This is a genomic window from Proteus penneri, from assembly GCF_022369495.1.
Taxonomy (GTDB): Bacteria; Pseudomonadota; Gammaproteobacteria; order Enterobacterales; family Enterobacteriaceae; genus Proteus; species Proteus penneri.
The window spans coordinates 59602-84925 of record NZ_CP059690.1 but is presented as its reverse complement, the minus strand read 5'-3'; the positions used below and the strand labels follow the sequence as shown (position 1 = coordinate 84925).

Here is a 25324-nt window from a genome sequence, read left to right as displayed (position 1 = left end):
GCGAATCCATTACATCATCACCACATCAAATTGCTCCTGACTATAAAGTAGCTCAGTTTGCACTTTCACTTGTTTACCAACAAAAATTTCAACCTCAGCTAATGCATGCGACTCATCGCCTTTTAAGGCTTCTGCAACTGCTGAGGAGGCATAAACTAAGAAGCGATCTGCATCAATCGTTTTATGTACACGTACTATTTCACGCAAGATTTCATAACAAACCGTTTCAACTGATTTTACCGTACCTCGCCCTTGGCAAGTTGGGCAATCATCACAAAGAACATGTTCGAGGCTTTCCCGCGTTCTTTTACGCGTCATTTCCACTAAGCCAAGTTGAGAAAAACCATTAATCGTTGTTTTCACTCTATCTTTACTTAGCGCTTGTTCAAGTGACGCCAATACTCTGCGTTTATGTTCATCATTATTCATATCAATAAAGTCAATAATAATGATACCGCCTAAATTACGTAACCGTAATTGACGAGCAATGGCTTGGCTTGCTTCAATATTAGTATTAAAAATGGTTTCTTCTAAATTTCGATGACCAACAAAAGCTCCCGTATTAATATCAATCGTCGTCATTGCTTCTGTTTGATCGATAATGAGGTAACCGCCTGACTTTAATTCAACTTTACGCTCTAAAGCCCGTTGAATTTCATTTTCAACGCCATAGAGATCGAAAATAGGCTGATTCCCTTGGTGCAATTCAAGTTTAGCGGTTAATTCAGGAATGTATTCACCAATAAATTCCTGTAGTTGATTATAAGTTAATTTAGAATCAACACGTATGCTATCTAATTCAGAGCCAGCAAAATCTCGTAAAATACGCTGCGCTAAAGCTAATTCACCATAAATTTGAATGCGGGTTTTATTTCTTTTCTTACGCTCAATAATTTTATTCCACAAGCGTTTAAGAAAAGCGGCATCTTGCTTAATTTCATGCTCGCCAACACCTTCGGCGGCTGTACGAATAATAAACCCCCCATTTTCATCGCAATACTCTTCAACGAGTTGCTTTAAACGCTCGCGCTCTTCTTCGCTATCAATTCGTTGAGAAACACCGACATGAGATGCACCAGGCATAAAGACTAAATAGCGAGAAGGTAATGTAATATCCGTGGTCAGGCGAGCGCCTTTTGTTCCTAAAGGATCTTTAACCACTTGTACAATTAAGTCTTGTCCTTGATGCACCAGTTGCGCAATATCACGAACATTAAACTTTTTCTGCTCTTCACCTGCGATACATTCCGTGTGAGGCATAATATCAGAAGCATGTAGAAAAGCGGCTTTATCTAGCCCGATGTCAATAAATGCAGCTTGCATCCCGGGTAATACGCGACTTACCCGACCTTTGTAGATGTTTCCGACGATACCTCGTTTCGCTTCTCTTTCGACATGAATTTCTTGAAGTATGCCTCCACGAATATAAGCAACTCGAGTTTCAGATGGCGTCACATTCACTAATAACTCTGCTGTCATGAAATATCCTTCTCATTAGCTAGAGACGAAAATTGAGTTATCAAGGCTTCGGTTTCAACAAGAGGTAATCCGACAACAGCATGATAACTTCCCTCAATCCGTTGAACAAAACGGCCTCCTTTTCCTTGAATACCGTAAGCGCCAGCTTTATCCATTGGCTCCCCTGACTCAATATACGCGCTAATTTCACTCTCTGTCATCTCTCTAAAAGTGACATGTGTGACGACTAATTGACTCAAGGTGTGTGTTCTATTAGAGATAGCAATTGCTGTCATCACTTGATGTGTTGCGCCTGATAATGAACGTAGGATTTGCGCAGCATGGGATTTATCCCGAGGTTTCTCAAGAATATGACCATCATGAACCACAATAGTATCAGAGCCCAAAACGGGATAATCATAAGGTGCTTGTCTTACACCTTCTTGTGATTTTTCTTTTGCCAAACGAAGAACATACTCTTCTGGTTTTTCACCTTGTTGCCAAATTTCATCAATTGCTGGCGTGATAATACTAAATTCAACATCTAATAACGCGAGAAGTTCACGTCTTCTTGGTGAGCTGGAAGCAAGGTAAAGCGTGGTCACAAATAATGTCCTCATGACGGTAACGCAAAAGAGACCGCCATGATCCAATAAATTAGTGAACTAAAAACTGGTGACGGATTTTGCGAAGCAAAAAATAAAGCCATGGCCAAAGAATACCACTGACTGGACTATTCCAGAATACTTGAGGGTGAAAAGTCACTGGTGAAAGTAAAAACTCCGCCCAAAATACAGCAAGATCGACAACGACAATACTTAACATCACCACTAAGGCTTGTTGCCATAACGCTAGATTACAAAAAAGCTGATATTTAAAGGCGATGACATAACTCACTAAAGTATAGGCCAATGCATTGACTCCCAAGGTAGTTCCTTGGACTAAATCTATAATCATCCCCAAAACAAATGCGGTTCCGACACTGACACGGTGAGGAATAGCTGTTACCCAATAAATAAGAAATAACATGGGCCAAATAGGTCGATAGACTTCCAACTGTTCTGGCCACGGCATAATTTGTAAAACTAATGCGACAAGAAAAGAGAGCCAAACAACCCAACGCCCACGACTTTGATATGGATTCATCGTGTCTACCTACTTCTTGTATTATTGGTATTGGCTGGCGTATTTGTCGCTGGCGTCACAGTTCCGTTAGTTTCTTCAGCTGTATTACTTAACGGCTCTTGAGACATAGAACGAGGAAGCGGAGGCCCTGCTTGTTCATAATTAGGTAAAACTTGAGGCATCAGTTGCATTAAACGCTCATTCGCCGCGTGATAAACCTCTGAAGGCAGAGGAGGCTCTCCCGTTTTATCTGATGTATTCCATAACAAAAGCAAATAGCGTAAACGTTGTAGCTCTGCTGAAGGTCGAACATTGATCACGGAATAAGCTCGCTGATTATCTACTTTAACTGAAGATACCACACCAACAGGATATCCTTCAGGGAAACGCCCCCCCAATCCTGATGTCACTAAAACATCGCCTACACGGATATCAATATTGGCAGGTAATGCTTCTAACAATAAATCATCGGCACAGCCCGCACCAGAAGCTATAACACGAATATCGTTACGCAAAACTTGTACAGGTAATGCATGAGAAGTGTCACATATTAATAGCACACGACTCGTAAGCTCACTTACGGCAATGACTTGTCCTACAACACCTTTATCACTAATAACAGGTTGCCCTTCATAGACGCCATTGTTGGTTCCTTTATCAATAACCACTTGGTCTCGATACGGCGTACTATTACCAGACAGTACTTGTGTTACTGTCATTTGTTCATTTTGGCGCAGTGGTGAACCAAGTAATTCTCGTAAACGGGCGTTCTCTTGCTTAAATTGCTCTAGTAATTGGCTTTCTCCGCTACGAACTAATAGCTCTTTTCTTAACGCTTGATTCTCAAATTGTAAACGCTCACGTGTGGCAAATGTTTCTGAAATTTGATCAAGGAAACGACGTGGGCCATTTGCAAGAAAATAGAAGGGACTAACAGCAGTATCAAGATACTGGCGGACTTTAGAAAATGCACCAATACGGTTATCAGCAATCAATAAAGAAATAGCGACAACCACGGCGATTATTAATCTTAGTTGCAGGGAAGGGCCCCGACTAAAAATTGGCTTCATAAACTCTAAGATCACTCACACGGAGAAGTAAAAGAACAGGCGTTAATATTCTCACCAAGGGGGAATCCATTCTCCCTTGTTAGAATTAGTCTCAATCTTCGCTAAACAGATCGCCACCGTGCATATCGATCATTTCTAATGCTTTACCACCACCACGAGCAACACAAGTCAGTGGATCTTCAGCAACAATCACAGGAATACCTGTTTCTTCCATTAATAAACGGTCTAAGTTACGTAATAATGCACCACCGCCTGTTAACACCATGCCGCGCTCTGAAATATCAGAGGCTAATTCTGGCGGACATTGCTCTAATGCAACCATGACCGCACTTACGATACCTGTTAATGGCTCCTGTAATGCTTCAAGGATTTCATTGGAGTTTAATGTAAAGCTACGAGGTACACCTTCTGCAAGGTTACGGCCACGAACTTCAATCTCATTGACTTCGTCAGAAGGATAAGCTGAACCGATATCGTGTTTAATACGTTCTGCGGTTGCTTCACCAATCAGTGAACCGTAGTTACGACGCACATAGTTAATGATCGCTTCATCAAAACGGTCACCACCAATACGAACAGAAGAAGAGTAAACAACACCGTTTAATGAAATTACGGCAACTTCTGTTGTACCACCACCGATATCCACAACCATTGAACCTGTTGCTTCAGAAACAGGTAAACCGGCACCGATTGCCGCAGACATAGGTTCTTCAATTAAGAACACTTCACGCGCCCCCGCACTTAATGCTGATTCACGAATAGCTCTGCGCTCTACTTGAGTGGCTCCTACTGGTACACAGACTAATACGCGAGGACTTGGACGCATAAAGCTATTGTTATGAACCTGTTTTATGAAGTGCTGAAGCATTTTTTCGGTTACATAAAAATCAGCAATCACACCGTCTTTCATTGGACGGATAGCAGCGATATTCCCGGGTGTACGCCCTAACATCTGTTTCGCTTCATGCCCTACAGCTGCAACACTTTTTGATGTGCCAGCGCGATCTTGACGAATAGCGACAACGGAGGGTTCATCGAGAACAATACCCTGCCCTTTGACATAAATAAGGGTATTGGCGGTACCCAAGTCAATAGACAAATCGTTGGAAAACATGCCACGAAATTTTTTAAACATACGAAAGGATAATCCTGCAAGCCGGGACGGAAAAATCCGTCTACTCTATCAACCACAATAAGCAGCGACAAGGCGCGATTCACTACTTAAATTAAAGTGGACACGTAAATAATCATAAAGGCACAATATTCTACGTTACTTTTCCCAATTGGAGCAGAAAAAAACTGCATAAAAAGGGGCTAATTAGAACGATTAACGCATAATTTCGATCCTACGCCGTTCATATTTAACTTATGTAACAATACAAACAACGTTCATATCAATAAAGAAAAATCTCACTTCGTTGCCAAACTGTGACTCAAAAGTCTCGTTGCAAGTTCAAATAAAATTTATTCATTTATATAAGCTCAATCACTCTATTGATATTAAATGGTGTTTCATTGGCAAAGTTGACTGAGATAACAACCAAAGTACCCACCTCAAATACTTTTAAGGCAACACATTATCTTTGTTTCGAGCAATAAAGAGAAATGCTAATTTTTATCCAATCGTAACCCATTAACGATGTTATCTAATTACCAAGATATAAAACTCAGAATAATCTCTGCTTCAACAAACGTAGAACTCCCCGTTTATACACTAAAAAAGGATTATTTGTCTCATTATTACAATAGATATTGTCCACAATCACGACGAAATCTAAAAAATCACCTATCATGACACAAATAGAAATCGGTGAGGGGTCAAAATGAAAGCATTATTAGTAGAACAAAATGACAAAAAACTCAGTACCAGCATACAAAGCATTGATGAAAAAACGCTGCCTATTCATGAAGTTATTGTCGATATTCATTACTCAACGCTTAACTATAAAGATGGGCTTGCTATCACCGGAAAAGGAAAAATTCTGCGTCAATTCCCAATGATACCAGGTATCGATTTTTCAGGTATTGTTCATCACACCGAAGATCCTCGTTTCCACATTGGTCAACATGTCTTATTAACTGGCTGGGGAGTAGGTGAAAATCACTGGGGAGGTCTTGCACAAAAGGCTGGTGTAAAAGGTGATTGGTTAACCGCCGTACCAGAAGGACTCTCTTTAAAAAATGCCATGATCATTGGAACTGCGGGTTTTACTGCCATGCTTTGTGTGATGGCCTTAGAACAAGGCGGTATCACACCTGAAAGTGGTGATATTTTAGTCACTGGAGCCAGTGGTGGTGTAGGAAGTACTGCCATTAGTTTGCTAACAGCATTAGGCTATCAAGTTACTGCATTAAGTGGCAGAGCCAGCAACCATGACTATTTACGCAAACTTGGTGCCAAAAATATTATCACTCGCGAAGAGTTTGAATCCGCGGGCAAAGCTTTAGATAAACAACGCTGGGCGGGTGCAATTGATACCGTAGGTGGGCAAATTCTTGCCAATATTTTGTCACAGACAAACTATAACGGCACAGTGGCAGCTTGTGGATTAGCGAGTGGTTTTTCTTTGCCAACAACCGTCATGCCTTTTATTTTACGTAATGTTCGTTTACAAGGTGTTGATTCTGTTTATTTCCCAGCAGAAAAACGCGCTCAAGTTTGGCAACGTTTATTAAAATTACTACCAGAAACGTTCTATCAACAAGCAATGACAGAGATTACACTTGATGAAGTTCCACGTTATGCTCAGATGATTATGGATAATCAAGTGACAGGCCGCACCTTAGTAAAACTCTAATTCTCCCGTTTTTGTCTGCTTATTTTTGGCATTAATTCGCATTAATTAGTGCCAGAATAAGCGCTTTTGTGTGTCGAACTGATGTTAAATTGTGATCTGAATCACATTTATGACATATATTGATGACTAGCATCAAAGAAGCTCAGATTTCCAGTGACATCAATAAATAACGTGATGTTATGATTATTTTTTAGTCACCTATTTATTTTGCTTTCTCACGTTTACAATATTGTAAAAACTTTTAACTTTTCATCAAAATAAACCCTTCATTCCCTGATTAGACCAGTATTTTGCTGTTATCTTCTGTGAAATGTCTATAATGTCGGACTTTGTGATATGTATCGTAGCATTGGATACAATAAAAGATGACAAAACGAAAAGCACAGGTTATTTTGTCATTTCGTTGACGAATTGACGGAGATAGAAGCATAATGTCGGAAAATTTTCATATTTTGCTCCTGAATGGTCCGAATCTAAACCTGCTTGGAACAAGAGAGCCGGAAACCTACGGACACTTAACTCTGGATGATATCGTTCAAAGTTTGTCAGCAGATGCTCAGGCATTAAATGTGAAACTCAGTCATTTTCAGTCTAACGCTGAATTTGAGCTGATAAATAAAATTCATGCAGCTCGGGGTAATGTCGATTATATATTAATCAACCCTGCAGCTTTCACGCATACCAGTGTTGCACTGCGTGATGCATTATTAGGGGTGAATATTCCATTTATTGAAATTCACCTGTCCAATGTCTACAGTCGGGAACCTTTCCGCCACCATTCATATCTCTCTGATATCGCAACAGGCGTAATCTGTGGATTAGGTGCAGAAGGTTATCGGTTTGCTTTACAGGCAGCGGTCAGCCGTTTGTCTTAATAAAAAACATCAAAAAGAGTACGGAATCAACTCATGGATATTCGTAAAATTAAAAAACTGATCGAGCTAGTCGAAGAGTCTGGCATTTCTGAACTGGAAATCTCTGAAGGTGAAGAGTCAGTACGTATTAGTCGTAACTCTGGTATTCAGGGTCAAATGGCTCCTCAGCAATATTTTGCGGCACCAGCGGCTCCTCAACCTGCATTAGCAAATGCAGTTGCGCCCGTAGCGCCAGAAACACCAGCGGCTACACCAACGCAAGAAATCAGCGGTCATGTTGTTCGTTCACCAATGGTCGGAACGTTCTATCGCTCACCAAGCCCTGAAGCTAAGAAATTTGTTGAAGTCGGTCAGCAAGTCAATGTAGGCGATACTCTGTGCATCGTTGAAGCAATGAAAATGATGAACCAGATTGAATCTGACAAAGCGGGTGTTGTTAAATCTATCCTTTGCCAAGATGGCGACAACGTTGAGTTTGACGCTCCACTCTTTGTTATCGAATAACGAGGCAGGTCCATGCTAGAAAAAATCCTCATTGCCAACCGTGGTGAGATAGCACTGCGTATCCTAAGAGCATGTAAAGAGCTTGGGATCAAAGCAGTTGCCGTTCACTCCACAGCAGACCGTGATTTAAAACACGTTCTGCTGGCAGACGAGACTATCTGTATTGGTCCCGCTGCTTCAGCAAAAAGTTACCTAAATATCCCTGCAATTATTGCAGCGGCTGAGATCAGTGGCGCACAAGCCATTCATCCAGGATACGGTTTCCTGTCTGAAAATGCTGATTTCGCAGAGCAAGTTGAACGCTCAGGCTTTATTTTTGTCGGCCCCAAAGCTGAAACCATCCGCCTAATGGGTGATAAAGTTTCTGCTATTGAAGCGATGAAAAAAGCAGGTGTTCCTTGTGTACCAGGATCAGACGGTCCTTTAGGTAACGACACTGCAAAAAATATTGAAATTGCTAAACGTATTGGCTACCCAGTTATCATCAAAGCTTCTGGTGGCGGTGGTGGACGCGGTATGCGTGTTGTTCGTTCTGAAAAAGAGCTGGAACAATCCATCACAATGACGCGAGCGGAAGCAAAAGCGGCATTTAGCAACGACATGGTATACATGGAAAAATACCTTGAAAATCCACGCCATGTTGAAATTCAAGTTATGGCTGATGGTCAAGGTAATGCAATCTATTTGGCTGAACGTGATTGCTCCATGCAGCGTCGTCACCAAAAAGTGGTTGAAGAGGCACCAGCACCGGGTATTACCCCAGAAATCCGTAAAAATATCGGCGAACGCTGTGCGAACGCATGTATTGAAATCGGCTATCGTGGTGCAGGTACATTCGAATTTCTGTATGAAAATGGTGAATTCTACTTTATTGAGATGAACACCCGTATTCAGGTTGAACATCCAGTAACAGAGATGATCACAGGCATCGACTTAATCAAAGAACAGTTACGCATTGCATCTGGCTTACCTTTATCAGTAACGCAAGATCAAATTAACGTTCATGGTCATGCCATTGAATGTCGTATCAACGCAGAAGATCCAAAAACCTTCATGCCAAGCCCAGGTACGATTACCCGCTTCCACTCACCAGGTGGATTTGGCGTACGTTGGGAATCGCATATTTACGCAGGTTATACTGTTCCACCTCATTATGATTCAATGATTGGTAAATTGATCACGTATGGTGAAACACGTGAAATCGCGATCTCTCGTATGAAAAATGCGTTGGCGGAACTTATCATTGATGGTATTAAAACCAATATTGAACTGCACCAGTTCATTATGAATGATGAGAATTTCCAAAAAGGTGGTACAAATATTCACTACCTTGAAAAACGTTTAGGTTTAGCTGAGAAGTAATTTTCTTCACTTAACCAGAAAAGGCATAGTTTAATCACTATGCCTTTTTTATTGCCTATGATCCGTCTTTTGATTAAAAACCCGCACCTCGTTTATTCCTATTTACGTTTAAAAACAATAAGATAAACACATCTCAAATCTAGCCTATAACTTTGTGATTAATTTTCACTGAATCAATACTCACTTTCCCGTACAATCCTCCCATTCATTTTTAACCCTATTAAGATTGGGAGAACAGATGGACAAACGTTTTGTTCAGGCCCACAAAGAAGCCCTTTGGGCCCTGATTTTAACTTTTATATATTTGTTGGGTTGGTTAATTACCGCCTATTTACCAGATAACACACAAGGCATTACTGGTTTACCGCTTTGGTTTGAGCTTTCATGCTTATTCCTACCTGTTTTGTTTTTTCTGCTGTGCTATCTGATGGTACGCTATTTTTTCAAAGATATGCCGTTAGGAGATGAGCATGACGATGCAAACTGAGGTCATAGTGCCACTGATTGGCTACCTTCTGCTGGTCTTTCTGCTGTCGGCTTATGCTTATCGCAAACGCGAGAAAGGCGAGTTTCTTAACGAGTATTTTTTGGGTAACCGTTCAATGGGTGGCTTCGTGCTAGCCATGACTATCACTGCAACTTATGTTAGTGCAAGCTCCTTTATAGGTGGGCCGGGTGCTGCCTATAAATATGGTATTGGTTGGGTATTGCTTTCGATGATCCAACTACCTGCAATTTGGCTTTCTCTGGGGGTCTTAGGGAAAAAATTTGCTATTTTAGCGCGTCGTTATAATGCCGTTACCTTAAACGACATGCTCTATGCGCGTTATAAAAGCCGTTTTCTCGTCTGGTTTGCCAGTTTAAGCCTGTTAGTCGCTTTTATCGGTGCCATGACAGTGCAATTTATCGGCGGTGCACGTTTATTAGAAACCGCAGCTGGTATCCCTTATGAGTTTGGCTTACTTATTTTTGGAGTCTCGATTGCGCTGTACACCGCAATTGGTGGATTTAGGGCTAGCGTATTAAACGATGCCTTACAAGGCCTTGTCATGCTGCTTGGTACATTTATTCTCCTGTTTGCCATTATCTATAAAGCAGGTGGATTAGATATTGCGATACAAAAACTCAATACCATCGATCCTGCATTAACCTCCCCTCAAGGGGCTGATGGGATTTTAAGTGGCCCGTTTATGGCATCATTCTGGGTACTAGTCTGTTTTGGTGTTATTGGCTTACCACATACTGCGGTACGTTGCATCTCTTACAAAGACAGTAAAGCCATGCATAAAGGGATCATTATTGGCACAATCGTGATGTCATTATTAATGTTTGGTATGCACTTTGCTGGTGCATTAGGTCGAGCGATCATTCCTGATCTGACTGTTCCTGATCAAGTTATTCCAACATTGATGGTTGAAGTATTACCGCCAATTGCAGCTGGTATTTTCCTTGCGGCACCTATGGCTGCCATTATGTCGACGATAAATGCGCAACTGTTACAATCGTCAGCAACGTTGGTCAAAGATCTCTATCTCAATATCGCTCCGCATGCGATCACTAATGAAAAACGAATCTCTCGTTTATCGAGCCTTTCAACCTTGATTTTAGGTGTACTACTGCTGTTTGCCGCATGGAACCCACCATCAATGATTATTTGGCTTAACTTACTCGCTTTTGGTGGCCTACAAGCCGTTTTCTTATGGCCTCTAGTTCTTGGGCTTTATTGGGAGAAAGCTAACCGTTATGGTGCTATTGCTGGCATGATCACAGGTGCCACGCTCTATGCCACCTTAGCGACATTTAATATCCAAATAGCCGGATTCCATCCTATTATTCCATCACTGTTATTAAGCTTAGCCGCGTTTCTTGTGGCTAATCGATTTGGAGAGCATACTCTGCCTCAATCAGCATCATTACAGTGAATTCGTTTTTAAAGAGACAAATTATGCCTTGGATACAATTAAGACTTAATGCAACCGCCGCTAATGCAGAAGCTATTGGTGATGAATTAGTTGAAAGCGGTGCCGTTTCAGTGACTTTCCAAGATAGTCACGATACGCCTATTTTTGAACCTTTACCGGGTGAAACTCGTCTTTGGGGTGATACTGACGTTATCGGTTTATATGATGCAGAAACTGACATGAAAATCGTTGTGGCAATGTTAGAAAACACGCCATTACTCGGTCAGGGCTTCCTACACAAAATTGAACAACTCGAAGATAAAGATTGGGAACGTGAATGGATGGATAACTTCCATCCAATGCGTTTTGGCGAACGTTTATGGATTTGCCCAAGCTGGCGTGAAGTACCCGATCCTAACGCTGTAAACGTCATGCTAGACCCTGGTCTGGCATTTGGTACAGGTACCCACCCTACTACCTCATTGTGCCTTCAGTGGCTTGATGGTTTAGATTTAGCGGGTAAAACGGTTATTGACTTCGGTTGTGGTTCTGGGATTTTAGCCATTGCAGCCTTAAAATTAGGTGCAGCTAAAGCAATTGGTATTGATATCGATCCTCAAGCTATCCAAGCAAGTCGTGATAACGCGCAACGTAATGGCGTTTCTGACGCCCTCACATTATATCTTGCAAAAGACCAGCCTGATAACCTCACTGCAGATGTTGTGGTCGCGAATATTTTAGCTGGCCCATTGCGTGAACTTGCACCTGTTATCAGTACATTGCCTCGTCAAGGTGGACATCTAGGGCTTTCTGGTGTGTTAGCGACACAAGCAGAAGGTGTAGCTGCTGCCTATGAAGGGCTATTTAACTTAGATCCTGTTGCCGAAAAAGAAGAGTGGTGCCGTATTACCGGTGTGAAAAAATAATACCGAACAAATATTAACCAAAATGAGATAATCTCATTACGTTAAAATTTTACTTAATTATTGTTTATCAGGCATTAATCACACTTTTGCCTGATAAACTCCACTTAGTTCCACTTGTTTATCAATTCTACATCATCAAATTTTAATTTTTTAAAAACATATAACACTATGTTTTTATTAATTAAATAATCAATTTATAAAAAATCAAGTATAAATGAGTAACTTTTTTTCGCAATTTGGTTAAACTTTGTCCTTTCATATCTGGCAAAAAATGCGTAATATACGCGCCCTTGCAGTCACAGTTTGGCCCTCTTTTCATCTATGCGAATCGGACAGTATCAGTTAAAAAATTGCCTTATCGCGGCTCCCATGGCTGGCGTTACAGACCGACCTTTTCGGTCGCTTTGCTATGATATGGGTGCGGGTATGACAGTTTCTGAAATGCTTTCTTCCAATCCTCAGGTTTGGCAGACTGACAAGTCTCGGTTACGAATGGTACATAGTGATGAATTGGGGATCCGCTCCGTACAAATTGCAGGAAGTGATCCCGTTGATATGGCGGCCGCTGCGAAAATAAACGCAGATAGTGGCGCTCAAATTATCGACATTAATATGGGTTGCCCTGCAAAAAAGGTGAATAAAAAGCTAGCGGGTTCAGCACTACTTCGTCATCCCGACCTTGTCGCAGAGATCCTCTCTGCTGTGGTTAACGCGGTAGATGTACCTGTTACTCTCAAGATCCGTACTGGCTGGTCACCTGATGAACGTAACTGTGTAGAGATTGCCAAATTGGCTGAACGTTGTGGTATTCAGGCTCTTACTATTCATGGACGTACACGCGAGTGTTTGTTCAAAGGGGAAGCCGAATACGACAGCATTCGGACAGTTAAGCAGAATGTTTCTATTCCCATTATTGCGAATGGAGACATAACAGACCCGCTAAAAGCCAGAGCAGTATTAGACTACACTGGAGCCGATGCTTTAATGATCGGTCGCGCTGCTCAGGGAAGACCCTGGATCTTTCGGGAAATCCAGCACTATCTGGACACAGGTGAACTGTTGCCCCCTCTGCCGATTGCAGAGGTACAACAAATAATGCAAAAGCATGTGCGTGAGTTGCACGACTTTTACGGTCAAGGCAAAGGAACTCGCATTGCACGCAAGCATGTCTCTTGGTATCTCAAGGAACATGCCCCTGATGACCAGTTTCGGCGCTCCTTCAACGCCATAGAGGATGCCAGCGAACAGCTGGAGGCGTTGGAAGCATATTTCGAAAATTTTTTGCGTAAATAAATAAAAGAGCTGACAGAACTATGTTCGAACAACGCGTAAATTCAGACGTACTAACAGTTGCCACCGTAAATTCACAAGATCAGGTGACCCAAAAACCTTTACGTGACTCAGTTAAACAAGCACTGAAGAACTATTTTGCTCAATTAAACGGTCAAGATGTTAATGACTTATATGAGCTAGTATTGGCTGAAGTTGAACAGCCATTGTTGGACATGGTAATGCAGTACACCCGTGGCAACCAAACGCGTGCAGCGCAAATGATGGGCATTAACCGCGGCACACTGCGTAAGAAACTGAAAAAATACGGCATGAACTGATCCTAGTCAGTTAGGTCTATTTTTATAAAAAGCCTTTTCTGGTTTCCAGAAAAGGCTTTTTTGTTGCCTATTTTTCACGCTTGCTCTATAACATAAATTATTAAGTTACCAAATATGGTAACATTTGATCATGTTACCAAATATAGTAACATTCTCTTTGGTATTTCAATTAAATAACTGAATAAAAGATCACTATACTCATTCTATTTCTCTCACAAAATGATAAGAGCAAGCTAATGAATAAAGACATCGTAAGTGTGATTACAGGTGATATCATAAACTCTAGAAACATCACACCTGAAAACTATGATGTTATGCTCTATACCTTGGAGCAGACGGTTCAATTACTCTCAGAACAACTACCACTTAAATATGACAGATATCGCGGTGACTCCTTCCAACTTGTTTGCTTACACGCTTGTGATGCCATTAAAGTTGCTATTGTCATTCAATTAGCATTGAAAACGTCCGAACTAGACATCTGTGCTCGTCAAAGTATTGGTATCGGTCAAATTAATTCATTACGTAATGATATTAGAACATCAACGGGTGAGGCCTTTATCTTATCGGGTGAAGGATTAGATAAGATGAAAAGTGAAATATTAACAATATCCGCATCAGATAAAGAATTTCAAAAAAACATTACTTTAGTGACTAAATACTTAGATATACAACTTAAAGAAATAACTCGAGCACAAGCGCAAGTTTTACTTAAATATATGGTTAATGAAGATAAATCTCACTATGCTATTGCTGATGAATTAAAAAAATCGAGAAGTAATATTACTAGATTATTAAACGCTAGCCACTATCAGTTAATAGATGAATATATTCAATACTTTAATTATTTAATTAACAAGGCTTATTGATATGTACAATTTCACGCTTCTTATTTCTCTTTACATTGCTCATATTATTTTTGATTTTTATTTGCAACCTAAAAGCTGGATAGAAGCGCGGAATTCACTTCACTACAAATCTAAAGAACTTTACTTTCATTCATTACTACAAGGTGGGATCACATTTATCGTTCTGATCTTAATGGTAAAAGTCAATTTCAATGCTATTTTGGTTTACAGTCTTATTATATCTATCACTCATTATTTATTCGATCTCGCAAAATCTTATACTGATAATTCTCTAAAATGGTTTATTACCGATCAAGTATTTCATGTTAGGTACACTGATTAGCTTTAGCATATCTATCTTTATAGGACTTGCTACTTCCTATTTTGTGACTCAACTCCCCATAGGAAAATAACTCATCAAACTTCTGGGCTAAATATCATTTTTCTAATGGGAATCCCTCAGGGAACGACTGGCAACGTATTCGTTTTGATAATACTCCCTCTAAAAATCCAGTCAGATTTTCTGCAATAAATTCTATCTCTGATCCTCTAGATGGAATAATAGCCATTGTCCAAAGCTCACTATTTTCTGATAAAACAACCCAAAAAAGCGTATCACCATTATCAGTAACACCAATGGGTAAAAGCCCATTACATTTTGGATATAGAACAAAAGAATAGTAATCAGGATCTTCATTGATTAATGAATCGAAATCTTCAAGTATCCACTCTTTTTGCTGAAAAAAATTAATGTACTCATTTTTGCTAAAGGGATTAAATAACGTTATAAAATCAGCTATCTGACCTGATCCATATTGGGTGATAAACGCAATATAATCGTTGGGAAAGGCATATTTGTTATCAATTAATGGCCATTTCTCTTCTTTTCCATTTTCATGTATTGCAGAAGGAATAGGTAGTTGCTGATTTAATGCCGTTAACATCACTATCTCACTTATTTGAGTTCTATTACACTGTGTAATGTATGGTATTTTAGAGTGAGTATCACTTTTATCATAATCATGCTGATAGTTATCACTCTATTACCCTAGTAAACAAACCTATATTAAAAAGAAAACAAACCATGACCACACCAGTACGTACCATTACATTTATTGATAGTGCTTATCCTAAACCGCATGCAATCAAAGAGTTTGTCTGGTCTGGTCGATTAGATAAACACGGTCAACTTTGGTTTGATCTGCACCTTAGAAGTAACAGTTACTATTTAAGTGAAGGTGAGGATTATCTTGATGATATAGATGAAGATGAATTAAATGATGAGGAAGAATATACCAGCCTTGCACACTGGCAAGCTCAAATCGTTTGGGATAATTATCACTGCTGTACACTCTCCTCAACTTATTGGTCTGACGACCAAGGTATTTTGCTCAGCACAGGAAATACACCGTTTGATTTTGATAACTTTATTAATCATCAATTTAATGTTGATATTGCCCCTCAAATCGATAGTGATACCGATGAGGATGAAGAAAGAGCAGAGGTCCCCGCTTTCAGTATTTACTTATTAGGTCATGATGCATGTAAAAATCATCAAATCACTTTCCAACGCCAATCCAATAATACTTTTAATATTGATTGGACAGGTAAAATTGCACTGACTTATGCGGGATTTGATGAATTTACTCATCAATTTATTGCAAGATTAGAAAATATTTCTTTTGATGGCTTTTATTTCCCTAAATCGTGGGATTTAGATAAAGCAACTCTGGAATTTAAAAAGGTACTTTCTCATTTTGAACATTATGAGTTTGTGTTAATTAATCCCAAAAGTCAGATTAAACAGTGGAAATTAAAATACATCTCTTAAATAGTGTGATGATTAATTAAAATACCTAATGATATTTATGTTGATATAAAATCCCTCATCTGTTTATATCAACATTGTCCATAAAGTAGGTAATATTTATTTTTATCAGGGAATGACAATGACTGCCTTACCACGAAAAAAAACATGGCAGATTGTCCTCACTATTATTCTAGTGGGGATAAACTTACGCCCCTTCTTAACTGGCCCTGGCCCTGTTATTGACAATATTATTGCCTCAACAGGAATGAGTTATAGCCAAGTCTCATTACTCACACTATTACCTATGCTTTTAATGGGAGTAGGGGCATTAGTCGTTCCTTTCTTACAGTCTTACATTCAAGTACGTAAAGGACTGTTAGTCGCAATGTTGATGCTTCTTATTGGCTCATTTTCTCGAGCTTATGTTTCTGATGGCAATCAGCTATTATTGACCGCCCTCTTCTGCGGTTTAAGTGTCGCTTATATTCAAGCGGTATTTCCTGGCATTATTAAAGGATGGTTTGGAAATCGAACGCCTATCATGATGGGACTATATTCTGCCATGTTAATGGGAGGAGGCGCACTAGGTGCTCAACTTTCCCCTATTCTTACCGCCCCTGATGGTCATTGGCAAAATGCTTTAGCATGGTTTGCACTTCCTGCTGGTTTTGCATTTGTTGCTATTCTTTTTTCTATTAAAAATAGCGCCACCTCTGCCAATAAAATATCACTCAATACCTTAATCTGGCGTCCTAGAACAGGGTTACTTATCTTAGGGTTTGGTTGTGTTAATGCAGGATATGCTTCAGTGGTAACATGGCTAGCACCTTTCTATCAATCGTTAGGAATGCCAAGCGCCCAAAGTGGCTCTCTAGTCGCTATCCTTTCCCTTTTTCAAGCTTCTGCCGCGTTGATTATTCCTTTCTTAGCGGCTAAAAATCACGACAGGCGTTTTTGGCTTACAATAACATTAATAAGCCAATTTATCGGTTTTGCCGCAATCATGACGATCCCCATGAGTTCGCCTTATCTTTGGAGTATTTTCTTAGGCTGTGGCTTAGGAGGATGTTTTTCCATGATGATGATTGTCGCGCTTGATCATATTCCAGATCCAGCGCAAGCGGGTGCTCTGTCAGCCTTAATGCAAGGTGGTGGCTTTATTATTGCCGCTTTTGGCCCATTAGTTGCTGTGCTATTACGCCAACCTGATGGAAGCTTTACTTATGCATGGGCATTTCATGCCATTTTAGTGATTATTACGATAGGATTATTTGCACGATTAAACCCTCGCCATTACGCAAAAGCCTATCCCGCCAATCATTCTATTTAATCATCATAAAAATATACACATAAAATAAGCGCCTTACTTTTTACAAATAAGGCGCTGAACAATGATAATAATCGAACACTACTTATGAAGATGATTAAGCAACGATATGTGTTCCTGTTTCACCTTTTAAGGCTGAAGCCAGTTTTTCTGGCGTTGTGATAATCACTCTTTTTCCACCCGCAGCTAAAAATGACAAACTCGCTTCGATTTTAGGAAGCATACTGCCTGGAGGAAAATGTCCCTCATGCATATATTGTGTCATTTCTGTCACAGAGGTTTCACCTAACGCTTTTTGTTCTGGCTTGCCGAAATGAATACAGACTTTTTCAACCCCTGTTGTAATAATCAGAATATCTGCATGTAATTCTTTTGCCAGTAACGTTGATGACAGATCTTTATCAATAACGGCATCAACACTTTGGTAATTACCTTGCTCATTTTTAATGACCGGAATGCCACCGCCTCCGACAGCAATAACAACATAGCCACATTCTGACAATGATTTAATTGCATTAGATTCAATTACATGCTGTGGAACAGGAGAGGCAACAACTCGACGATAACCACGACCAGCGTCTTCAACAAAATGCCATTGAGGGTTTTCTTGCTTTAATTGTGCCATCTCTTGTTCAGAGAAAAATGCACCAATAGGTTTTGTTGGGGAAACAAAGTTGGGATCGTTTTTATCTACTTCAACTTGTGTAATAAGGGTAATTGCTTGTTTATTGTGTTGAACACGAAGCTTATTGGTTAACGCTTGTTGTATTAAATAACCAATACCTCCTTGTGTATCTGCGACACAGTTGGCTAATGGTGTTAATGGTAAACCTTCTTGTACATGTGCAACTTCCGCACGGCGTAAATCAAGCCCTACTTGTGGCCCATTACCATGAGTTAAAACAATATTATACCCTTCAGCCACCATGTCACTAATATGGGCTGCAACCTCTTGTACTGCTTGTTCTTGATGAGCGATAGACTGGCTTGCATTGTCTTTAATAATACTGTTGCCTCCAATGGCAACAACAACGAGTTCTTTCATGTTTCACTCTCAATGATATTATTGGCAATTAAAGTAGAAATAACTCACCTCTACTCTTAGAGGTTGGGTTAATAAGGTCGCCATATCGCTAACCATTTTCCCCATTTTTATTTTTAATGAGATAAACATTATCGTGTTGAACAATATCTATTCATTAATTGCGCAGGATGATAGCAGAGAATGTAAATAAAACATCTATTACTCAACGTTTCTCTTAAAATACGAAAGGAAAAGGAGGAAAGGCGCCATCAAACATATCGATAACACCTTATTCAATACAGTAAGCGGGATGGTTAGTTCTTTTTCATTTTGCTACATCATAAATATCCGGTTGATAAACATCCGGCATATCGGTAATTAGCATATCAACACCCCATTGCTCAAAATCTTTCACTTCTTCAGGATTATTCGGGGTATAACAATAAATTTCATAGCCTGCCTGTTTTAACAATTGTGCTTGTTCTTGTGTAAGATACTTGTAATTACAATGCACACTAAAACCATCAATCGCTTTTAGTGTTTCTAACGCATTATCAGGGATCTCATCCCATAATTGGCCTCTGCGAATAGAAGGCAGGAATCGTTTCATAACAGTAAGTGCATGCGTATCAAAAGAAGAAAATAAAATTTGCTCATTCGGAATATCTGCACTTTTTATCATATCAGAAACCGCTAAACATAAACGCTCAACATCATCATCAGGCCATGTCTTCAACTCAATATTAAGCTTTGTTCCTGAACGCTTAATTAATTGCAATCCTTGTCTTAAAGAAGGAATTTTCTCACCTTGATAGAGTGAGCTAAACCAACTTCCTGCATCAAGACGATGCAAATCATCTAAGGTATGAAAACGCACAGCACCTTGCCCATTTGTGCAACGATTAACTGTTTTATCATGAATAAGCACAGGAACATGATCCGCGGTTAATTGCACATCCGTTTCAATCCATTCACACCCGAAATCAATTGCCATTTTAAACGCAGCCAATGTATTTTCAGGGGCTTTTCCAGAAAAACCTCGGTGAGCAGCTATCTTCATTTCTCTCTCCTTTTCATTTGTGCCGACATCATGACAACCATTTATGACAGCAATTTGACAGTCATACCATCAATATATCTTCATTTAATTGTCACCCCTTTGTCATAAACAACATTTAGGGTAATTCGCAGATTAGATTGCACCTTTAACTTTCGATTAAAAAGGAAATTCTGCATGTCGATAAAATCAATAACAGGTCTTGCTGTTGCAATGGCGTTATTTACTTCTCCTACACACGCAAAAACACAAATTGAATGGTGGCATGCAATGGGAGGTGCGCTCGGTCAAAAAGTTAATCAAATCGCCTCTGATTTTAATGCAAGCCAATCTGAATATGAGATAAAGCCTGTTTATAAAGGCACTTATGCTGAAACGATGACCAGTGCAGTAGCCTCGTTTCGTGCTAAAAACCAACCTGCTATTGTGCAAGTCTTTGAAGTCGGTACAGCCAGCATGATGGGCGCTAAAAAAGCCGTTTTCCCGGTTTATCAATTAATGGAAAAAACTAACGAGCCTTTTGATCCTAATAGTTATCTCTCTACTGTGACGGGCTATTACACCACCAGCGATGGCAAAATGATGTCACTGCCCTTTAATAGCTCAACCCCCGTGCTTTATTACAACAAGGTTCTATTTAAAAAAGCAGGTATAGAGCAACCGCCTAAAACATGGAAAGAGATGGAAGCTGTATCTCAGAAACTGCTCGATTCTGGAGTGAAATGTGGATTTACCACCACATGGCAATCATGGACTCAAATAGAAAACTTTGGGGCACGTAATAATTTACCTATTGCGACAAAAAATAATGGTTTTGATGGCTTAGATACGACGTTTCTATTTAATAAAGCCCCTTTCGTGGCTCATATTCAACAAATGGCAGATTGGTCTAAATCAGGTATTTTCAAATATGGTGGGCGCCAATCCGATTCAATGCCTCTATTTTATACTCAAGAGTGCGCCATGGTGATGGAATCATCCGCTGGTTTTGCTGGTATTAAAGAGAATATGAAAGGCATTGATATTGGTGTTAGCCAATTACCTTATGACGATACGCTGGTACAAAAACCCGCTAACACCATTATTGGAGGTGCGTCTTTATGGGTTATGTCAGGGCGTCCAGATGCGGAATATAACGGTGTGGCGAAATTCTTCACTTATCTTTCAAGCCCTGAAGTACAAGCTGATTGGCACCAAGCTACCGGTTATCTTCCTGTTACTAAAGCCGCTTACGCATTGACGCAACAACAAGGCTTTTATCAGCAAAATCCAGGGGCTGACACCGCAATATTACAAATGACAACCTCAGAACCGACTGCAAACTCTAAAGGATTACGCTTTGGTAATTTCTTACAAACACGCGAAATTGTTGATGAAGAGTTAGAAAAAGTATGGTCAGGAAAACAGAGTGCTCAAGCTGCATTGGATAATGCTGTCACACGTGGAAATGAGCAATTACGCCGCTTTGAACGTACTCAACAATAATCATTTATATTAGGCGAGCCAAGTGCTCGCCTTCTGTTTTTATCGATTTACTGGATACTGTATGGCTTCTCAATCCATTTATTTTAAACAAAAATGGTTACCTCTAGCGCTGATTTTTCCTCAACTAGCTATCACACTTATCTTTTTTATTTGGCCTGCTGGGCAAGCTTTCTTTCAGTCATTTCAATTAGAAGATGCGTTTGGCCTGAGTAGCGAGTTTGTTGGTCTCGAAAACTTTCAGCGTTTATTTAGCAATAGTTACTATTTTGACAGTTTAATCACCACATTGATTTTTAGCACCAGTGTTGTCTTTCTCTCTATGTTATCTGCACTTGTTTTGGCCGGCATTGCCGAGCAAATTTTACGAGGCAAACTGTTTTATCGCACAATTTTAATTTCACCCTATGCCATTGCGCCAGTTATCGCGGGTTTTCTTTGGTTATTTATGCTTGATCCTACGATTGGTGTATTAAGCCAATTATTAAAACAGATAGGCATTAATTGGGATCCCGTACTGAATACCCATCATGCTATGTGGATGGTGATTCTAACGGCGACATGGAAACAAGTGAGTTATAACTTTCTGTTTTTCCTCGCAGCCTTGCAATCTGTACCTAAATCACTATTAGAAGCAGCCGCTATTGATGGCAGTGGACCTATTAAACGCTTTATAACAATAAGCTTTCCGCTTATTTCACCGACCACTTTTTTCTTACTGGTCGTGAATTTTGCTTATGCCTTTTTTGATACATTCGCGATTATCCATGCCATGACACAAGGTGGCCCTGGCAGTAGTACATCAACACTGGTTTATAAGGTCTATAACGATGGTTTTGTGGGATTAGATTTAGGCTCCTCTGCTGCACAATCCGTTATTTTAATGTTTATCGTCGCGATATTAACCATTATTCAATTTCGTTATGTTGAGAAAAAGGTGGCTTACTGATGGTTGAACGCAGACCTTTATTTCACGCTTTTTGCCACTTGATCCTCATTGTTGGCATTCTTTCTGTCGCATTTCCTGTATGGATAGCGCTTGTCGCTACAACACATCAAAATACCGAATTTGCCACAGGATCGCCGCTTTGGTTCGGCACTGAAGGTTTCAGTATTTTTAAAACCCTATTGTCACAAGTGGGTACAACACAAAATAGTGCGATCTCAATTAACAGTATGTTGTTGAATTCATTAATCATGGCGTTAGTGATCACTATCGGAAAATTAATCATTTCAATTTTATCAGCCTATGCGGTTGTATTCTTTCGCTTTCCAGGCCGTATGCTTGCCTTTTGGACCATCTTTTTTACATTAATGCTGCCCGTTGAAGTTCGTATTATGCCGACATTTGAGGTTGTTACTAACCTTAATATGCTGAACTCTTATGCAGGATTAACCATTCCATTAATTGCCAGCGCTACCGCTACTTTTTTATTTCGACAATTCTTTCTTACTATTACCCCGGAGCTTATTGAAGCAGCCAAAATTGATGGCGCAGGCCCGATAAGATTCTTTTTCACCATCTTACTTCCTCTTTCACGTACCAATATAGCCGCCTTGTTTGTTATCACATTTATTTATGGCTGGAACCAATATCTTTGGCCAATGCTTATCACGACAGATACCCACTATTACACTATTGTGATGGGGATTAAACAGATGGTTGCGGTTTCCGATGGTGTTATTGAATGGAATAAAATTATGGCAACCACATTAATTGCGATGTTGCCTCCTGTCTTTATCGTCATTCTGATGCAAAGAGCCTTTGTAAAAGGCTTTATTGATACGGAGAAATAACATGACAACCGTCACTCTCACTGATTTAGAAAAGCGTTACCCAAATGGTCATCAAGCCATTTCAAAATTAAACCTTTCTATTGAGCAAGGCGAAATGGTGGTATTAGTCGGCCCTAGCGGTTGTGGTAAATCGACATTACTGCGAATGATTGCGGGATTAGAAACCATTACACAAGGTGATTTACTTATTGATAATTTGCGTGTTAATGAACACGAACCCAGTGAGCGTGATATCGCCATGGTTTTTCAAAACTACGCTCTTTATCCCCATATGTCGGTTTATAACAACATGGCATATGGCTTGCGTAATCGAAAAACACCAAAAGCAAAGATTGAAGAACTTGTCACAAATGCAGCTCAAATGCTGGAAATCAGCCATTTACTTGATAGAAAACCTAAAGAGCTATCAGGTGGGCAACGACAACGTGTGGCAATGGGCAGAGCCATTGTCCGTAAACCTAAAGTCTTTTTATTTGATGAGCCACTCTCTAATCTTGATGCAAAATTACGTGTACAAATGCGCCTTGAGATAAAAAAGCTACAACGAAAACTCTCCACAACGTCGATCTACGTTACACACGATCAAGTTGAAGCTATGACATTAGCCGATAAGTTGGTGGTGCTAAATCAAGGAAATATAGAACAAGTAGGCACACCGTTAGATATTTATGAAAGCCCAGCTTCGGTGTTTGTGGCTACCTTTATGGGTTCTCCTGCAATGAATATTTTAGAAACTTCCATTAATCATGGTGTAATTGAAGTCGCTGATGGGCACATTGCTGTTTCATCTCAGCACCTTCCTTATCAAGCGATTAAATTAGGTTTACGCCCTGAGCATTTACTCATTAGCCACCAGCATCCTATGTTCCATGTTGATGTTGAATTTATTGAAGCATTAGGTGCTGATGTTTTAATTTATGCCACAACCTGTGATAAACAAAAACAACCTGTTGTTATTCGCGCGCCGAACGATCATGGTGTGAATATTGGTCACAAAATAGGTCTTACTATTCATCCGGAAAACCTACATTTCTTTGATGAGCAAACAGGAAAACGTATTAATCGCCCTTTTATGATCATCAGTGAATTAATGGTTTCATAAGATATTGATATCGTTTTTTTCATTTTCAGTTTAATCTGAATAGCGATGTGTTGAGCATCGCTATTTATTTAAAACAAAGCAATAAATATCAAAAATATAAACTTTGTCAGAATTAAACAAATAAAAACCCGTACTAAATACCGTGTTCTTTTGATATTATTCCAAATAAATAAAAAATAACATCACTTACACTTAAAATAAGTATAATTAAATGTTTTATATAATATTTAACCAACAAAGCTTATCTTTTTAAACTTAGCCTACCAATTAATTATCTTAATTTTAAACAAGTTAAATTTATTAATCCATTTTTTACTCATGTTAAGGAAAGAAATAATAATACATTTTTGCTAAGGAAAGAAAAAAACATATATGGAGATATATTTTTTCATAAAATACCTATATTGCGCCAATAGATAAGCACTGTTATTCTTCTGCTCGAATTTGATCTGCACTTATATAAACTGCCAAGCAGAAAAGGACTTAATTAAAAAATGAAAATTAAATTACTTGCTACAGTGATGGTATCAGCAGCACTACTCTCAGGTTGTCAAAACCTCAATACCGATATGCTGACTAAATCAGGAACCCAACTTTTCCAAGCTGCAACATTAAGCGACGATGATATCAAAGCGCTAACAAATGATGCATGTAAAGAGATGGATGCGCAAAATAAAGTCGCACCCGCCAATAGCACTTACACCAAACGTTTAAATAATATCGCTAAAGCGTTAGGTAATGAAGTTAATGGCACTCCGGTAAATTACAAAGTTTACATGACTAAAGATGTGAACGCATGGGCTATGGCTAACGGTTGTGTTCGTGTTTATAGTGGTTTAATGGACATGATGACAGATAACGAAGTTGAGGGCGTTTTAGGTCATGAAATGGGTCATGTTGCTTTAGGCCATACCCGTAAAGCAATTCAAGTTGCTCACGCAACAGTTGCTGCACGTACGGCAGCAGCATCAGCGGGTGGCGTTGCAGCACAATTAAGTAGCTCACAATTAGCTGAAATGGGTCAGAAATTAATTAATGCTCAATTCTCACAACATCAAGAAACTGAAGCAGATAATTTCTCTTATGATCTGCTAACAAAACGTGGCGTTAATACAGCAGGGTTGGTTACAGGCTTTGAGAAGCTCGCTAAATTAGGTGGTGGTGATTCAAGTATGTTTGATTCTCACCCACCATCAAAAGAGCGTGCTGATAATATCCGTAATCGCATCGCTGCAGATAAAAAATAAT

26 protein-coding genes are annotated in these 25324 nt (G+C 39.6%); 18 read left to right on the top strand and 8 right to left on the bottom strand.

What is annotated here, in order from left to right:
• Positions 1-9: 9 nt before the first annotated feature.
• The 5 genes from rng to mreB form a co-directional block, all read right to left on the bottom strand.
• Positions 10-1479, bottom strand: a complete 1470-nt coding sequence (rng, locus tag H1225_RS00395; RefSeq protein WP_072063787.1) for a ribonuclease G — start codon at positions 1477-1479, stop codon at positions 10-12.
• Positions 1476-2063, bottom strand: coding sequence for a Maf family protein (locus tag H1225_RS00390; protein ID WP_072063788.1), 588 nt, complete (start codon positions 2061-2063; stop codon positions 1476-1478). Before H1225_RS00390 ends, rng begins: the two co-directional genes overlap by 4 nt.
• Before the next feature lie 52 nt (positions 2064-2115).
• Positions 2116-2604: a rod shape-determining protein MreD gene (gene mreD, locus H1225_RS00385; RefSeq protein WP_006535374.1), complete on the bottom strand. Its 489-nt coding sequence runs from the start codon at positions 2602-2604 to the stop codon at positions 2116-2118.
• 5 nt (positions 2605-2609) lie between these two features.
• Positions 2610-3653: a rod shape-determining protein MreC gene (mreC, locus tag H1225_RS00380; RefSeq protein WP_006535375.1), complete on the bottom strand. Its 1044-nt coding sequence runs from the start codon at positions 3651-3653 to the stop codon at positions 2610-2612.
• Between the two features lie 91 nt (positions 3654-3744).
• Positions 3745-4788 (bottom strand): rod shape-determining protein MreB, encoded by a 1044-nt coding sequence (gene mreB / locus H1225_RS00375; RefSeq protein ID WP_023582893.1) that lies wholly within the window; start codon positions 4786-4788, stop codon positions 3745-3747.
• Between the two features lie 688 nt (positions 4789-5476).
• Here mreB and acuI point away from each other — a divergent pair.
• The 11 genes from acuI to H1225_RS18365 all read left to right on the top strand — a co-directional run bounded on the left by acuI (position 5477) and on the right by H1225_RS18365 (position 14820).
• Positions 5477-6451, top strand: coding sequence for an acrylyl-CoA reductase (NADPH) (acuI, locus tag H1225_RS00370; RefSeq protein ID WP_239739376.1), 975 nt, complete (start codon positions 5477-5479; stop codon positions 6449-6451).
• A gap of 431 nt (positions 6452-6882) precedes the next feature.
• On the top strand, positions 6883-7326 hold the full coding sequence (gene aroQ / locus H1225_RS00365) for a type II 3-dehydroquinate dehydratase (RefSeq protein WP_006535378.1): 444 nt from the start codon (positions 6883-6885) through the stop codon (positions 7324-7326).
• Positions 7327-7359: 33 nt separating this feature from the next.
• Positions 7360-7830, top strand: a complete 471-nt coding sequence (accB, locus tag H1225_RS00360; protein WP_072063790.1) for an acetyl-CoA carboxylase biotin carboxyl carrier protein — start codon at positions 7360-7362, stop codon at positions 7828-7830.
• Between the two features lie 12 nt (positions 7831-7842).
• Positions 7843-9192 carry an acetyl-CoA carboxylase biotin carboxylase subunit gene (gene accC / locus H1225_RS00355; RefSeq protein ID WP_006535380.1) on the top strand — a complete coding sequence of 450 codons (1350 nt, stop codon included), beginning with the start codon at positions 7843-7845 and terminating at the stop codon, positions 9190-9192.
• Between the two features lie 238 nt (positions 9193-9430).
• Positions 9431-9679 carry a YhdT family protein gene (locus tag H1225_RS00350; RefSeq protein ID WP_072063791.1) on the top strand — a complete coding sequence of 83 codons (249 nt, stop codon included), beginning with the start codon at positions 9431-9433 and terminating at the stop codon, positions 9677-9679.
• Complete coding sequence (panF, locus tag H1225_RS00345) at positions 9669-11114, top strand: sodium/pantothenate symporter (protein WP_072063863.1); 1446 nt, start codon at positions 9669-9671, stop codon at positions 11112-11114. Before H1225_RS00350 ends, panF begins: the two co-directional genes overlap by 11 nt.
• Before the next feature lie 23 nt (positions 11115-11137).
• A complete protein-coding gene (prmA, locus tag H1225_RS00340; RefSeq protein WP_006535384.1) occupies positions 11138-12019 on the top strand; it encodes a 50S ribosomal protein L11 methyltransferase in 882 nt (293 codons plus the stop codon).
• Between the two features lie 321 nt (positions 12020-12340).
• Entirely contained in the window at positions 12341-13312 is a 972-nt protein-coding gene (dusB, locus tag H1225_RS00335; protein WP_072063792.1) for a tRNA dihydrouridine synthase DusB, read from the top strand.
• A 20-nt stretch (positions 13313-13332) separates the two neighbouring features.
• Complete coding sequence (gene fis / locus H1225_RS00330; protein WP_004245342.1) at positions 13333-13629, top strand: DNA-binding transcriptional regulator Fis; 297 nt, start codon at positions 13333-13335, stop codon at positions 13627-13629.
• 236 nt (positions 13630-13865) lie between these two features.
• Positions 13866-14498: a hypothetical protein gene (locus H1225_RS00325; protein WP_109399368.1), complete on the top strand. Its 633-nt coding sequence runs from the start codon at positions 13866-13868 to the stop codon at positions 14496-14498.
• 1 nt (position 14499) lies between these two features.
• Complete coding sequence (locus H1225_RS18365; RefSeq protein WP_219515608.1) at positions 14500-14820, top strand: DUF3307 domain-containing protein; 321 nt, start codon at positions 14500-14502, stop codon at positions 14818-14820.
• Positions 14821-14914: 94 nt separating this feature from the next.
• On the opposite strand, the gene H1225_RS00320 is transcribed toward H1225_RS18365, so the two are convergent.
• Positions 14915-15421, bottom strand: coding sequence for an SMI1/KNR4 family protein (locus H1225_RS00320; protein WP_239739375.1), 507 nt, complete (start codon positions 15419-15421; stop codon positions 14915-14917).
• Between the two features lie 140 nt (positions 15422-15561).
• Between H1225_RS00320 and H1225_RS00315 the strand changes: the two genes are divergently transcribed.
• Together H1225_RS00315 and H1225_RS00310 are read left to right on the top strand one after the other, a co-directional pair.
• Complete coding sequence (locus H1225_RS00315; protein ID WP_109848403.1) at positions 15562-16308, top strand: hypothetical protein; 747 nt, start codon at positions 15562-15564, stop codon at positions 16306-16308.
• Positions 16309-16426: 118 nt separating this feature from the next.
• Positions 16427-17617, top strand: coding sequence for a cyanate transporter (locus H1225_RS00310; protein ID WP_109848402.1), 1191 nt, complete (start codon positions 16427-16429; stop codon positions 17615-17617).
• A gap of 94 nt (positions 17618-17711) precedes the next feature.
• Here the strand turns inward: H1225_RS00310 and H1225_RS00305 are convergent, their stop codons facing one another.
• Entirely contained in the window at positions 17712-18659 is a 948-nt protein-coding gene (locus H1225_RS00305; RefSeq protein ID WP_109399372.1) for a carbamate kinase family protein, read from the bottom strand.
• A 304-nt stretch (positions 18660-18963) separates the two neighbouring features.
• A complete protein-coding gene (locus tag H1225_RS00300; protein ID WP_072063800.1) occupies positions 18964-19698 on the bottom strand; it encodes a glycerophosphodiester phosphodiesterase family protein in 735 nt (244 codons plus the stop codon).
• A 174-nt stretch (positions 19699-19872) separates the two neighbouring features.
• On the opposite strand from H1225_RS00300, the gene ugpB reads away from it, so the two are divergent.
• The 5 genes from ugpB to loiP all read left to right on the top strand — a co-directional run bounded on the left by ugpB (position 19873) and on the right by loiP (position 25323).
• The gene (gene ugpB / locus H1225_RS00295) at positions 19873-21180 is read left to right on the top strand and encodes a sn-glycerol-3-phosphate ABC transporter substrate-binding protein UgpB (protein WP_161669211.1); all 1308 of its coding nucleotides are present in this window, start codon (positions 19873-19875) and stop codon (positions 21178-21180) included.
• A gap of 61 nt (positions 21181-21241) precedes the next feature.
• Positions 21242-22126, top strand: a complete 885-nt coding sequence (gene ugpA, locus H1225_RS00290) for a sn-glycerol-3-phosphate ABC transporter permease UgpA (RefSeq protein ID WP_006535398.1) — start codon at positions 21242-21244, stop codon at positions 22124-22126.
• Positions 22126-22974, top strand: coding sequence for a sn-glycerol-3-phosphate ABC transporter permease UgpE (gene ugpE / locus H1225_RS00285; protein ID WP_109848400.1), 849 nt, complete (start codon positions 22126-22128; stop codon positions 22972-22974). The genes ugpA and ugpE overlap by 1 nt, the downstream gene beginning before the upstream one ends.
• Position 22975: 1 nt before the next feature.
• Positions 22976-24076 (top strand): sn-glycerol-3-phosphate import ATP-binding protein UgpC, encoded by a 1101-nt coding sequence (locus H1225_RS00280; RefSeq protein ID WP_006535401.1) that lies wholly within the window; start codon positions 22976-22978, stop codon positions 24074-24076.
• Positions 24077-24570: 494 nt separating this feature from the next.
• Entirely contained in the window at positions 24571-25323 is a 753-nt protein-coding gene (gene loiP, locus H1225_RS00275; protein ID WP_006535402.1) for a metalloprotease LoiP, read from the top strand.
• Position 25324: the final 1 nt, after the last annotated feature.

Coding starts and splice junctions, on each gene's coding strand:
- rng (WP_072063787.1), bottom strand. CDS start 1,479: ATGACAGCAGAGTTATTAGTGAATGTGACGCCATCTGAAACTCGAGTT.
- mreD (WP_006535374.1), bottom strand. CDS start 2,604: ATGAATCCATATCAAAGTCGTGGGCGTTGGGTTGTTTGGCTCTCTTTT.
- mreC (WP_006535375.1), bottom strand. CDS start 3,653: ATGAAGCCAATTTTTAGTCGGGGCCCTTCCCTGCAACTAAGATTAATA.
- mreB (WP_023582893.1), bottom strand. CDS start 4,788: ATGTTTAAAAAATTTCGTGGCATGTTTTCCAACGATTTGTCTATTGAC.
- acuI (WP_239739376.1), top strand. CDS start 5,477: ATGAAAGCATTATTAGTAGAACAAAATGACAAAAAACTCAGTACCAGC.
- aroQ (WP_006535378.1), top strand. CDS start 6,883: ATGTCGGAAAATTTTCATATTTTGCTCCTGAATGGTCCGAATCTAAAC.
- accB (WP_072063790.1), top strand. CDS start 7,360: ATGGATATTCGTAAAATTAAAAAACTGATCGAGCTAGTCGAAGAGTCT.
- accC (WP_006535380.1), top strand. CDS start 7,843: ATGCTAGAAAAAATCCTCATTGCCAACCGTGGTGAGATAGCACTGCGT.
- H1225_RS00350 (WP_072063791.1), top strand. CDS start 9,431: ATGGACAAACGTTTTGTTCAGGCCCACAAAGAAGCCCTTTGGGCCCTG.
- panF (WP_072063863.1), top strand. CDS start 9,669: ATGCAAACTGAGGTCATAGTGCCACTGATTGGCTACCTTCTGCTGGTC.
- prmA (WP_006535384.1), top strand. CDS start 11,138: ATGCCTTGGATACAATTAAGACTTAATGCAACCGCCGCTAATGCAGAA.
- dusB (WP_072063792.1), top strand. CDS start 12,341: ATGCGAATCGGACAGTATCAGTTAAAAAATTGCCTTATCGCGGCTCCC.
- fis (WP_004245342.1), top strand. CDS start 13,333: ATGTTCGAACAACGCGTAAATTCAGACGTACTAACAGTTGCCACCGTA.
- H1225_RS00325 (WP_109399368.1), top strand. CDS start 13,866: ATGAATAAAGACATCGTAAGTGTGATTACAGGTGATATCATAAACTCT.
- H1225_RS18365 (WP_219515608.1), top strand. CDS start 14,500: ATGTACAATTTCACGCTTCTTATTTCTCTTTACATTGCTCATATTATT.
- H1225_RS00320 (WP_239739375.1), bottom strand. CDS start 15,421: ATGTTAACGGCATTAAATCAGCAACTACCTATTCCTTCTGCAATACAT.
- H1225_RS00315 (WP_109848403.1), top strand. CDS start 15,562: ATGACCACACCAGTACGTACCATTACATTTATTGATAGTGCTTATCCT.
- H1225_RS00310 (WP_109848402.1), top strand. CDS start 16,427: ATGACTGCCTTACCACGAAAAAAAACATGGCAGATTGTCCTCACTATT.
- H1225_RS00305 (WP_109399372.1), bottom strand. CDS start 18,659: ATGAAAGAACTCGTTGTTGTTGCCATTGGAGGCAACAGTATTATTAAA.
- H1225_RS00300 (WP_072063800.1), bottom strand. CDS start 19,698: ATGAAGATAGCTGCTCACCGAGGTTTTTCTGGAAAAGCCCCTGAAAAT.
- ugpB (WP_161669211.1), top strand. CDS start 19,873: ATGTCGATAAAATCAATAACAGGTCTTGCTGTTGCAATGGCGTTATTT.
- ugpA (WP_006535398.1), top strand. CDS start 21,242: ATGGCTTCTCAATCCATTTATTTTAAACAAAAATGGTTACCTCTAGCG.
- ugpE (WP_109848400.1), top strand. CDS start 22,126: ATGGTTGAACGCAGACCTTTATTTCACGCTTTTTGCCACTTGATCCTC.
- H1225_RS00280 (WP_006535401.1), top strand. CDS start 22,976: ATGACAACCGTCACTCTCACTGATTTAGAAAAGCGTTACCCAAATGGT.
- loiP (WP_006535402.1), top strand. CDS start 24,571: ATGAAAATTAAATTACTTGCTACAGTGATGGTATCAGCAGCACTACTC.